Below are 11,956 nucleotides of genomic sequence, written 5' to 3'. Positions count from 1 at the left end.
ATAGCGATGCGCAAGCCGGGTAGTATGTGGAGCCTTGAGGCGCTGGGTCGTGTGCGTCTGTCCCGGCATTTCTTCATGCGCGATTTCCTGTATTCCGAGATCGGGAATTTCCACCAAAAGCAGAACCTGCCTGAGAACCCGGACCTTGCCATCGAAACCGGCAGCGCCTTTTGCCAAACCTTGCTGGACCCGCTGGAGGAGACCTTTGGCCGGGTCGCAGTACGCTCGGGCTATCGGTCGCCGTCCTTGAATGCCTTTGGCAACGAAAACCGGTTGAATTGCGCGCGTAATGACAATCCGTTGGAGTGCCATATCTGGGATTGGGGGCAGGGTGAGGCGCGGGTCGCTGGGACATCAATCGTGATCCCCTGGTTTGCGGATCGCTACGCGCAGGGGCGGGACTGGCGCGATCTGGCGTGGTGGATGCATGATCATCTTGACTACTCCGAGATCTGGTTTTTCCCGAAACTCTGCGCGTTCAATCTGGTGTGGCGCCCCACGCCTCAGCGTCGGATCGACAGTTACATCGCGCCCAAAGGCTGCCTTTTGCGACCGGGTGCCGAGCCGGGCGAAACCCTTTCTGCCCGTCAGAAACGCTATGCTGATTTCCCGCCGTTCCGTGGAATCGCCTATCCGTAAAGATTCACTTGCTGGGCTGATCCAAACCTTCCATCCTGATGAGAAGGAACGACTCGGATAACCGAGCAGAAGGAGGCCCCACGTGATTGAGCCGCTGGTGTTGTTGCCGGGTTTGATGTGTGATGCCCGGCTGTTTCATCCTCAGATTGATGCGTTTTCACGCCGCCGCGCCGTGGTCGTCTCGGCGATCAGCCGGGGGGAGCGTATCGAAGAGATCGCCTCGGATTTGCTGGATCAGTTGCCGCACCGGTTCGCGCTGGCCGGGCATGGGTTGGGCGGCGTGGTCGCGTTGGAGCTTGTCCGTCGCGCCCCGGATCGGGTGGCGCGCCTGTGCCTGATCTCAACCGATGCGCAGGCCGACACACCGCAGATCGCGGCCGCACGGGAGGATCTGATCATCGGCGCGCAGGCCGGTCGGCTTGAAGAGGTGATGCGGCAGGTTGTGGGATCGGACACTCTGGCGCCGGGAACGCAGCGCATCCCTGTGTTGAATGACCTACTGGCGATGGCGCTGGATTTAGGCCCGGAGGTGTTTGTGACCCAGATGCGTGCGCTACAGAGGCGCGCGGATCAGCAGGGCACGTTGCGCCGGATCAAAGCGCCCAGCCTGATCCTGTGTGGAAAGCATGACCGGCTGACGCCCGAGCGCAAGCATGCCTTCATGGCGGACATGATCCCAAATGCGGTGATGCACACAATTGATGCGGCTGGATATCTGCCAACTCTGGAAGCGCCCGAGCAGGTGATCGACCTGATGCAGGCGTGGCTGGATGAACCCTTGCGCATGGCCTAGGGGTAAAGCGCTGCGCGTTCCTCTTTGCTGATAACCGTCGGTGTCACGACGGGTTCAAGACTCTCAGGATCAAAGAATGGTGTGTTTTTCCACCCACCGGATAGTCTTGATTTGATCACGCGGCGCAGCAACCCGATTGCCGCCGGGGCCAGATTTTCGTGCTTTTGCTTGCCGTTGGGCCGAGGCACAAATCCACGAGTCGCAATCGGGCCAAGCCGCGCGTGATCGGCGATACGCAAAGCGATAAACCCTGCAAAGGGAAATCTGGCGGTGCGTGGCGTCGTTGCCAATGGCGCGTTGCAGCATTTGGCATACCATCGCAGCATACCCTTTGGGCTCAGTGACATCGCCGCCAAATGTTCGGCACCGCTGTCAATCGTGACCTCGTCGGGGGCGATTTGAAACACCTCAACCGGGCCGGGGGCCGGGTCGGGTTGGCCGAAGTAAAGCTGGGCCGCACGGCAGTCGTGGCAAAAACACTCGGCATGGGTACCCAGACGCGCACCATCAGATGTGATGCGGCCTGTCAGTGTCCCGCAGGCGCAAGAAAAGGTGAGGTCAGGCTCTGACGCCAAAGCCCTTACGCGACTTTGTTGCTGTTGGCCGCCCGACGACGCGGTTTGCGGCTGTTCTCGTTCATGAAGTCGATGACCAGCGGGCGGATATTGTCGCGCCAGCTGCGGCCAGCAAAGATGCCGTAATGTCCCGCACCGGGTTCGACATGGCTGGCTTTCTTGCTGTCCGGCAGACCGGTACACAGATCAAGCGCGGCGATACACTGTCCGGGGGCCGAAATGTCGTCATTCGCGCCTTCCACGGTTTTCACGGCCACATCGGTGATCTTGCCCATGTCCACCTTGTGCCCGGCGACGACGAATTCGTTCCGCCCGATTTCGCGGTTTTTGAAAATGCGTTCGACCGTGGAAAGGTAAAACTCGGCCGGCATATCCATGACAGCGAGATATTCATCGTAGAAGCGGTTATGGGCGTCATGGTCCGAGGCCTCCCCCCGCATCACGCGCTGGATCTGATCCGTGAAAGCGGTGGAGTGGCGTTCTGCATTCATCGACATGAACGACGCCAGCTGCAACAGGCCGGGATAAACCATCCGACCCACGCCTTTGTATTTGAAACCAACGCGCTGGATCATGGTCTCTTCCAACTGGCCCATCGTCACGCGACGGCCAAAGTCGGTTACGTCGGTCGGGGTGGCGTCGGGATCGACCGGGCCACCAATCAGGGTCAGGGTACTGGGTTGGGCCTTTGGTTCGACCTCGGCCAGATAGGCGGTTGCTGCTAGCGTCAGCGGCGCGGGCTGGCAAACCGCGACCACATGGGTATCCGGGCCAAGCTCCTTCATAAAATCGACAAGGTAGAGGGTGTAATCCTCGACATCGAACTTTCCGGCGGACACGGGGATATCGCGCGCGTTATGCCAATCGGTGATGTAAACTTCGCAATTGACCAGAAGGCTTTTGACGGTCGAGCGCAGCAAAGTTGCGTAGTGACCGGACATCGGAGCCACCAAAAGCACCTTGCGAGGTTGCGTTTCGCGCCCGTTTACCTTGAAATGGAGAAGGTCCCCAAAGGGACGCTCCAGAACCGAGGTGACTTCGACCAGATGATCTTTGCCATCTTCACACGTGAAAGTCCGGATGCCCCAATCGGGCTTCGCGACCATGCGTTGAAAGGTGCGCTCGGTCACTTCACCCCAGGCGGCCATCCAGCTGAACGCCGGGTTCGGGACCATCGAAAACAGTGGGTAGGAGGCCATCGCATTTGCCGTCGAACCAAGCCATTGGTTCGTATTGCGCATGGTTTCCATCAGATCGTAGGTCATCATGTAGCGCATCGAAGGATCCTCCGGAGTATCAACCTAAGAGTTCGGACCATTCGTCGCTTTGTCGACCAACGTCCGCGACGTTATTCTGCATAGCAGCGAGAGTAGGGGTGAATTGTTAAAATGACAACAAGTGAAGACAATACGGGCCAAGTTACCGAAGAACATATTGAACGCATTAAAGAAAATATGGAGAAGGTTGAGGCTCTCTCCAAGCGCCTGATCGAAGTCATGGCTTCGAAGAAGTCTCATGTCCCCGCGTTGGACGGCCCGAATCAAGAGCTTTATGCACGTGCGGCAACAGCCTATTGGGCCGACGCATTGCAGAATCCCGCCAAACTGCTGGAACAGCAGATCGAATACTGGGGTAAGTCCGTTCTGAACTTTGCCGAGGCGCAGCAGGCCCTGACCACAGGCGAAGTGGATGAAGACGAACCCAAGTCCAAGGACAAACGTTTTGCTAACCCGCTTTGGGACACCAACCCCTATTTTCGCTTGATCCGCCAGCAGTACCAGACCAATGCCGAAGCCATCGCGCAGGCGGTGTCGTCGGTTGAGGACCTTGAAGAGAAGGACAAGCAGCGCCTTCAGTATTTCTCGCAGCAGATCATTGACCTGATGGCCCCCACCAATTTTCTGGCAACCAACCCCGATGCCTTGGAGAAAGCTGTCGAAACCGAGGGGCAATCCCTGATCCAAGGGCTTGAGAACCTCGTCTCGGATCTAGAGGCCAATGATGGTGAGCTTGTGGTCAAGCTTGCTGATGACAGCGCGTTCGAGGTTGGGGTCAATATTGCGACCAGCCCCGGCGACGTCGTCTATCGCAACCGTATGATGGAGCTGATCCAATACAAACCGGCAACCGAAACGGTGCATGAAACGCCCATCGTTCTGTTCCCGCCATGGATCAACAAATTCTACATTCTCGACCTCAAAACCCAGAACAGCCTGATCAAATGGGTGACCGAGCAGGGATACACGCTGTTTGTCGTCAGCTGGATAAATCCCGACTCCACCTACGCCGATGTGGGGATGGAAGACTATATTCAGGATGGGTTCCTGACTGCGATCGAGACGGTCAAGAAGATCTGCAAAGTAAAACAGGTCAACGCCGTTGGGTATTGCATTGCGGGCACGACGCTCAGCCTGACCCTGTCACTGCTCAAACAGCGCGGGGACAAATCGGTCAAGTCGGCGACCTTCTTTACGGCTCTGACTGATTTTGGCGATCAGGGAGAATTCACGCCGTTTTTGCAAAACGACTTTGTGGATGGGATCGAGGATCAGGTCGCCAAGGATGGCCTCCTCCGCGCATGGATTCTTGGGCGCACCATGTCATTCCTGCGTTCGCGCGACCTGATCTACACGCCAGCGATCCGCAGCTATATGATGGGAGAGACCCCTCCGGCTTTTGACCTGCTGTATTGGAACGGCGACGGCTCGAACCTGCCGGGGAAGATGGCGGTGCAGTATCTGCGCGGCCTGTGCCAGCACAACGAATTCGTGGGCGATGGCTTTGAGATGCTGGGCCACAAGCTGCATGTCAGGGATGTGGACGTCCCCCTGATGGCTATCACCTGCGAGACGGACCATATCGCCCGCTGGAAAGACTGCTATCGCGGTGTTCAGCAGATGGGGTCCAAGTCCAAGACTTTTGTTGTGTCAGAGTCCGGTCACATTGCAGGGATCGTGAACCCGCCCAGCAAGAAGAAATACGGCCACTACACCAACCCTAATCTGAAATTGGATGCCGAGGCCTGGTTGAAAGACGCTGACTTTCACGAAGGATCCTGGTGGCCGATGTGGGGCGCTTGGCTGAAGAAACGGTCTGGCAAGCAGGTTCCGGCGCGCGAAACGGGTGATTCGGAGCATCCGAGCCTGTGTCCGGCGCCTGGCAGCTATGTTTTGCTCAAGGCAAATCGTTGAGCAAATCGCTGATTTCAAAATGAAACTTGTTTTTTTCTGCATTGCAGCAAGAAAAAACTTGAAATGCTGCGATGCAGAAATCATATTGTCCTCAAGCCGATGGAAACCGGGGTGGGCCCGGTTCGGTGAAAAGGATTAGGACAATGGCAAAGACCCAAGACTTCACCGCGATCATGAAAGACGTCATGGGCGCGTTTCCGGTAGACACCACCGCAATGGAAGGTGCCTTCAAATCGACCGCAGCGCTGAACGAAAAGCTGTCGGGCGTTGCTCTGGACGCGGCTGAGAAATCGGCTGAAATCTCGAACAAATGGACCAAGGACACCCTGGCCAAGCTGACCGAGATGTCGAAAGCAAAGGCCGAGCCTGCTGACTACGCAAAAGCCGCAACCGACTTCGCAAGCGCGTCGGCTGAAGTTGCTGCTGAAAACCTGGCTGCTTTCGCTGAAATCGCGAAAAAAGTTCAGTCGGAAACCGTTGAGCTGCTGATGGCTGCTGGCAAAGACGCTGCTGAAGAAGCAACCGCAGCTGTCAAGAAAGCGACTTCTGAGGTGACGACTGCTGCCAAGAAAGCCGCAGCTGCCAAGTAAGAACGTCCGCGACGAGCATCTTATCCTCCCTATAGGTGCCATCGCGTTGGGCAGGTCGATTGACCTGCCCTTTCTTTTTGTGCTGCAGTCGCATAACCTCTGCTGCAACGCATCATCCTTGGGGAGGGTACAAGGTGTCGGACAAAGAAAAACCGCTGTTGATCAAGCGCTATGCCAGCCGTCGGCTGTATAACACCGAGACCAGCGATTACGTGACGCTCGAAGATATTGCGGGGTTCATCCGCGACGGGCGCGAAGTTCAGATCATTGATCTGAAGACGGGCGATGACCTGACCCGCCAGTACCTTTTGCAAATCATTGCCGAACATGAAAGCCGGGGCGAGAACGTCTTGCCGGTGAATGTTCTGAACGATCTGGTGCGCAGCTACATGGTGCCGGGTGGGGGCATGATGCCGCAATTCCTACAAAGTTCGTTCGACATGCTGCGCGAAAGCCAAAGCAAGATGATGGAGAACATGAACGCCATGAACCCGATGTCTCAGATGCCGGGTTTTGAGGCGATGCAGGCGCAGCAACAGGCGTTTCTCAAAGCGATGACTGGCGGGTTGTCCGGCAACTGGTCAGGCCCCGACAAAGAGGATGAGTCCGAGCCGAAAGAGGACCTGGACGACATCAAGAAGCAATTGGCCGAGTTGCAGCAGAAGCTTTCGAAATTGAACTAGAGACATAAGCGATGCGCTGGCTGGTCCTTTGTGTCGCTATGTTGTGTTCGCAAGCCGTTTGGGCCGAAGGGCAGTTCTCTGAAAACTGGTCCGCAGTCTGCCGGCTGGGCACAGATACCTCTTCGGGATGTCAAGATATCCGGGCGCGTGAGATTCTCGATGCGTCTCGGGCCCCTTGGCGCGCTATTGGTCGCGTGAACTACGCAGGGCGGGATCAGCGATCTCATTGTACGGGCGTTCTGATCTCGGAAAACCATGTGCTAACGGCGGCGCATTGTCTCTACAATCGATCACGCAAACGCTGGATACCACCCGAGAGTATTCGATTTGCTGCCGGGTACCAGCGGGGAGAGGCGGTCTCGGTTGCGCGGGCCGATGACTATATCTTGCCCGCAGGTCAGGATGTAACAGCCGAATTTTCCGTTCAACCCGACTTGGACTGGGCCATTCTTGTACTAGACGCTCCGATCGGTGCCGAGGTCGGTTTCGTTAAGCCGGCAAATCAAGAGGTCGAGGCAGGTTTCGTCGTGGGCTATCCGGGTCTGAGACCCCACGTTCTGAGCCAGACAGAGATCTGCGCAATGCGTATTTACGCAGGCCAAATGCTGCGTGGGATTTGCCCGGTGATGATGGGGGATTCCGGCGCCCCCCTGTTGGTGAATACCTCGGAAGGGCTGCGGGTTGCTGGTGTCCTGTCCCGCATTGCGCCGACCCCCGAAGGGATCGACGCGTTGTTCGTCTCAGTGCTTGGAGTTCAGGTGCCGTAAGCAGGAACCGGGCCAATCACCTCACCGACCGAGGCCAGCAGGATGTCGGCGATCACGTCCAGTTCCTCACGCGTCAGGCGCACGGGCAGGCGGACGTCACAGGCTGTCATCAGCATGGCACGCGTTTGCGGCAGCTCGAACTGCTCAGGCAGGAACTGCCAGTTCCAGAAGGCGCGGGCATTGTCTTCGCTCATGCCAAAGACCTGAACTTTGACGCCGCGCGCCTCGGATGCGGCGGCAAAGGCGCGGATTTCACCCTCATCCATGCCAACCAGATTGAACTGAATCGAATCCGGCGCACGACGTTCGGGCGCAAGCGGGGCGGGAACGTCGATATAGTCCGAGCTGTTCAGCCGTTCCGCTACATAGTCGTGGTTCGCCAGCCCGTCGCGCACGCGGCGCGCCAGTTCTGGGATCTGAGGGCGGATCACTGCGGCGCTGAGGTTGCTCATCCGCAAGTTATAAAGCGGCAATTTGTTCTGCCAGCGCGCAAAGGCCTGCTCCAACTCGGGCGAGTTGTCGCCATGCGGGGTTTTGTGCTTCTTCCAGTTATGCTCATAGGCCCCTGACATGATCACGGTACGGGCCACCAGATCGGCGTCGTCGGTGACCAGAATACCACCTTCGCCCGCGTTGATCATCTTGTAGGACTGGAACGAGAAGCAACCGATCTTGCCGATGGTGCCAATGTTGCGCCCATGCCAGGTGGTGCCCAGCGAATGGGCGGCATCTTCGATCACCGGGATATCGCGCGCGTCGCACAGCGCCATGATCGCATCCATATCCGAGGTATGGCCTCGCATATGGCTGATGATCACCGCTTGCACATCGTCCAGCTTGGCCTCGAAATCAGCCATGTCGATGCGGTAGTTCGGACCAACTTCGCACAGAACCGGAATGCAATCCGCGTGCACGACCGACGATGGCACAGCGGCGAATGTAAAGCCCGGGATCAGAACCCGCGCATCCCGCGGCAGGCCCAGTGCCTTCAGCGAAAGAAACAGAGCAGCCGAGCAAGAGGAAACGGCCAAAGCGTATTTCGTGCCCAGCAGCGCGGCGAACTCGGACTCCAGCAAAGAGACCGGCGCGTCCTGCGGCGCGGTGTAGCGAAACAGGTCGCCTGACTGCATCAGGGCGTCGATTGCGTCTCGTGCGGCGGCGGGGATGGGTTCGGCGTCATGAACGTTGGGTGGCAGCGTCATATTTGGTTTTCCCGAATTCTAACTTTCACTTTATTAAATCAAGCATCCCGCCCGTGCCAAGCCCCCAATCGCAAGATCGGCAAAATTTCACCAAATTGTCGTATTGAAGAGGGGGCTAGATCCCCAGCCGATCCCGCATCGCGTACCATGTCATCGCCAGCACCAGCAGGGGGTTGCGCAGGGCCGGACCACCGGGGAAGGGCAGGGCCGGGACGCGGGCCATTGTATCGAACCCTTCTGCCTGCCCTTGGATGGCCAATGCCATCAGTTGACCGGCATGTGTTGCCGTGCCGACGCCATGGCCGGAATAACCAGAGGCGGACAGGATATTCGGCGCGACACGCGTTAAATAGGGCATCCGCCGCATTGTAATCGCCAGAGTACCGCCCCACGCGTAGTCGAGCCTGACGTCCCGCAGATGCGGAAATATCTCGGTCATTGGTTTGCGCACGGTGGCGGCGATATCCGAAGGGAACCGGTAGCCATAGCTTTCGCCTCCACCAAACAGTAGGCGCCCGTCGGCGCTGAGCCGGAAGTAGTTCACGACGAATTTCGTATCGGCGACAGCAACGTCTTGCGTCAGCACTCGCGCGGCCTCATCCCCAAGCGGCTCCGTCGCGGCTATGAAGTTGTTGATCGGCATCACCCGCGCCGCGACCTGCCGGTTCAGCGTCCCAAGGTATCCGTTGCAGGCCAGAATGACGTGTCGGGCGCGGACCTTCCCGCCTTCGGTACAAACAGTGGCCGGCTCGCCCTGTTCGATCCCGGTCACCTCAGTGCCCTCAAAGACACGCACACCCGCTGCCTCAGCGGCACGGGCCAGACCGAGCGCATAGTTTAACGGGTGCAGATGCGCCGCCCCCTTGTCCAGATACCCACCCTTGTAAGCGGGTGAGGGGCAGAGGGCGTGGCCTGCCTCTTCATCCAGCAGCTCGATCTGATCGTAGCCGTAACGGTCCGACAGATGCGCGGCATGGGCGTGTAGCTCGCTCCCCTCGGACGCTGATAGACCCAAGTTGGCTATGCCAGGCTTCAGGTCGCAGTCAATTTTGTGTTTTTCAATCAGCGATTTGACCAAGGTCTTAGCATCTTCGGCCAGATCCCAAAGCTTGGCAGCGTCGTCTTGTCCGACGAGCCGCTCCAGATCCTCCTGGTCCATGCGCTGGGCGCTGCCCAACTGGCCGCCATTGCGGCCTGATGCTCCAAAGCCCACTCGGTGCGCCTCAAGCAGGACAACGTCCATCCCGGCCTCGGCCAGATGCAGCGCAGCCGACAAACCCGTATAGCCGCCACCGACGATGCACACATCGGCGCGCGTTTCGCCCTTGAACTCAGGGAACCGCGCGAGCGGATTGGCTGTCGCGGCATACCAGCTTGCCGGATACTCGGCCTTGCTATCGTTGGAATAGAGAAGGTTCATCCCTGGCGACCCCAAAAGGCTCAGACGTTCAGCAAGAGATGTTCCCGCTCCCACGGAGAGATCACCTGCAGGAACTCTTCATACTCAGCCCGTTTCACGATGCCATAGACGCGGGCGAATTCGGGGCCCAGAATCTCATGCAGTTCCGTGGCTCCGTCGAACAGGTCCAGAGCATTCCCCATCACCTGTGGAATATCCCCTTCGCCCTCATAAGCGTCACCGTAGAACTGACGGCGCGGGCGTTCCTGTTGGACCAGACCCAGATAGCCACAGGCCAGTGACAGCGCGATCCCGAGATACGGGTTGCAGTCCATCCCGGCGATGCGGTTTTCAACGCGTCGTGCCTCAGGGCCCGACAACGGCACCCGGATACCCGTGGTCCGATTGTCCCGCGCCCATTCCAGATTGATCGGCGCGGCATGGTCTTTCACGTAGCGACGGTACGAATTCACATACGGCGCCATCACGGCAAGACCGGCGGGCAGGTGGGTCTGCAGGCCCGCGATGAAGTGATAAAACGCGTCGGTCTCACCGCCTTGCGGCCCGGAGAAGATGTTCTGGCCGGTCTCAATGTCGATGATCGAATGGTGGATATGCATGGCCGAGCCCGGCTCATCCTCAATCGGTTTCGCCATGAAGGTCGCGAAGCAATTGTGACGCAAAGCGGCCTCGCGGATCAGGCGTTTGAAGTAGAAGACTTCGTCCGCCAGCTTCACCGGATTGCCGTGGCGCAGGTTGATCTCAAGCTGGCCTGCGCCGCCTTCTTGGGTGATCCCGTCGATCTCGAACCCCTGATGTTCGGCGAAATCATAAATGTCGTCGATCACCGGACCGAATTCGTCCACGGCCGTCATGGAATAGGCCTGACGCGCGGCGGCAGGACGGCCCGAGCGGCCCATCATCGGCTCAATCGACTGCGCCGGGTCAACGTTGCGGGCGACCAGAAAGAACTCCATCTCCGGGGCGACCACCGGCTTCCAGCCCTTGTCGTGATAGAGCTGCACGACACGCTTCAACACGTTGCGCGGGCTGTAGGGGATCGGATTGTCGTCGCGGTCATAGGCGTCGTGGATCACCTGCAACGTCCAGTCGCCGGTCCAAGGCGCAGCCGACGTGGTCGAGAAATCCGGCTTCAGGATCATGTCGCGTTCAATGAATCCGTCCTCACCGGCGGCTTCACCCCAGCCGCCCGTAATCGTCTGGTAGAAGATACTGTCAGGCAGGTGGAAATAGGATTGCCGCGCGAATTTAGATGCGGGAACGGCCTTGCCTCGGGCAATGCCCGGCAGGTCCGAGATGATGCACTCGACCTCATCCAGCCGATGTCCGGCGATGTAGTCCTGTGCGGCCTGCGGTGCTGCGTCTGTCCAATCGGCCATCAGGCCCTCGCTTTCTTCAGAAAATCCGCCATGATCTGCGCGATCCGGGCATTGTGGTCTGGTGCTGTTTGTCTGTTCGCTGCGGCTTGCATCAGGTCATCCGGCACCAAGCCTTTTCCGCGTGTGCGCATCAGGCCCGAAACGAAATCGTTGGAAAATTCAGGGTGGGCCTGAACGGTCCAGATCTGGTCACCGTAGCGCAGCATGGCGTTTTGGCAGAAGTCGTTGCTGCCGATCACCTCAGCACCTTCGGGTACGCCCACGACCTGATCCTGATGCCAGGCGTTCAGCCAGACGTTGTCGCCATCAAAGTCATATTTGGTGCGTCCAACCGACCAGCCGCCCTGGTATTTCTCGACCTTGCCGCCCAGCGCCTGCGCGATGATCTGATGGCCAAAGCACACGCCCACCAGCGGCTTATCGCTTTGGTGAATCTGTCGGATCAGATCCTCAAGCGGGGGAATCCATGGCAGATCCTCATAGGCCCCGTAGCGAGAGCCCGTGATCAGCCAGCCATCCGCGTCTTCTGCGCTGTCTGGGAAGATCCCGTCAACGACTGCGAAGGTTTTGAATTCAAACCCATGCCCGTCCAGCAATGCCGGGAACAGAGAGTCATAGTCCCCGAAATCCTGCATGAGCGCATCGGGGGTGTGGCCAGTTTGTAGAATGCCGATTTTCATAAGTCACCGAATTTGATCAAATTCAGAAATACCCGAG

At 58.4% G+C, this 11,956-nt stretch carries 12 protein-coding genes; 6 read left to right on the top strand and 6 right to left on the bottom strand.

Annotated elements, in window-relative coordinates; all coding sequences use genetic code 11:
* The first annotated feature begins 24 nt into the window (after positions 1–24).
* Entirely contained in the window at positions 25–639 is a 615-nt protein-coding gene (locus ACR0AI_RS05475) for a hypothetical protein (protein WP_480672381.1), read from the top strand.
* Between the two features lie 82 nt (positions 640–721).
* A complete protein-coding gene (locus ACR0AI_RS05470; protein WP_480672193.1) occupies positions 722–1,432 on the top strand; it encodes an alpha/beta fold hydrolase in 711 nt (236 codons plus the stop codon).
* On the opposite strand, the gene ACR0AI_RS05465 is transcribed toward ACR0AI_RS05470, so the two are convergent.
* Complete coding sequence (locus ACR0AI_RS05465; RefSeq protein ID WP_480672191.1) at positions 1,429–2,007, bottom strand: DUF6151 family protein; 579 nt, start codon at positions 2,005–2,007, stop codon at positions 1,429–1,431. The genes ACR0AI_RS05470 and ACR0AI_RS05465 overlap by 4 nt on opposite strands.
* 5 nt (positions 2,008–2,012) lie before the next feature.
* Entirely contained in the window at positions 2,013–3,284 is a 1,272-nt protein-coding gene (phaZ, locus tag ACR0AI_RS05460; protein ID WP_170374116.1) for a polyhydroxyalkanoate depolymerase, read from the bottom strand.
* A 111-nt stretch (positions 3,285–3,395) separates the two neighbouring features.
* On the opposite strand from phaZ, the gene ACR0AI_RS05455 reads away from it, so the two are divergent.
* From ACR0AI_RS05455 to ACR0AI_RS05440, 4 genes are all read left to right on the top strand, one after another.
* Entirely contained in the window at positions 3,396–5,198 is a 1,803-nt protein-coding gene (locus tag ACR0AI_RS05455; protein ID WP_480672188.1) for a PHA/PHB synthase family protein, read from the top strand.
* Between the two features lie 143 nt (positions 5,199–5,341).
* The gene (locus ACR0AI_RS05450) at positions 5,342–5,788 is read left to right on the top strand and encodes a phasin family protein (protein WP_170374114.1); all 447 of its coding nucleotides are present in this window, start codon (positions 5,342–5,344) and stop codon (positions 5,786–5,788) included.
* A 134-nt stretch (positions 5,789–5,922) separates the two neighbouring features.
* Complete coding sequence (gene phaR / locus ACR0AI_RS05445) at positions 5,923–6,471, top strand: polyhydroxyalkanoate synthesis repressor PhaR (RefSeq protein ID WP_170552879.1); 549 nt, start codon at positions 5,923–5,925, stop codon at positions 6,469–6,471.
* Positions 6,472–6,482: 11 nt separating this feature from the next.
* On the top strand, positions 6,483–7,238 hold the full coding sequence (locus ACR0AI_RS05440) for a trypsin-like serine peptidase (RefSeq protein WP_480672186.1): 756 nt from the start codon (positions 6,483–6,485) through the stop codon (positions 7,236–7,238).
* On the opposite strand, the gene ACR0AI_RS05435 is transcribed toward ACR0AI_RS05440, so the two are convergent.
* The 4 genes from ACR0AI_RS05435 to ACR0AI_RS05420 form a co-directional block, all read right to left on the bottom strand.
* The gene (locus ACR0AI_RS05435) at positions 7,226–8,440 is read right to left on the bottom strand and encodes a DegT/DnrJ/EryC1/StrS family aminotransferase (protein WP_480672184.1); all 1,215 of its coding nucleotides are present in this window, start codon (positions 8,438–8,440) and stop codon (positions 7,226–7,228) included. The two genes, ACR0AI_RS05440 and ACR0AI_RS05435, sit on opposite strands and share 13 nt — an antisense overlap.
* Positions 8,441–8,555: 115 nt before the next feature.
* Positions 8,556–9,860, bottom strand: a complete 1,305-nt coding sequence (locus ACR0AI_RS05430; RefSeq protein ID WP_480672182.1) for an NAD(P)/FAD-dependent oxidoreductase — start codon at positions 9,858–9,860, stop codon at positions 8,556–8,558.
* Positions 9,861–9,880: 20 nt separating this feature from the next.
* Entirely contained in the window at positions 9,881–11,239 is a 1,359-nt protein-coding gene (locus tag ACR0AI_RS05425; RefSeq protein WP_170374109.1) for a glutamine synthetase family protein, read from the bottom strand.
* Complete coding sequence (locus tag ACR0AI_RS05420; RefSeq protein WP_170552894.1) at positions 11,239–11,919, bottom strand: type 1 glutamine amidotransferase; 681 nt, start codon at positions 11,917–11,919, stop codon at positions 11,239–11,241. Before ACR0AI_RS05420 ends, ACR0AI_RS05425 begins: the two co-directional genes overlap by 1 nt.
* Positions 11,920–11,956 lie beyond the last annotated feature (37 nt).

It is taken from the genome of Ruegeria sp. BG3 (assembly GCF_056538485.1).
This window is presented reverse-complemented; position numbering and strand designations above follow the sequence as displayed.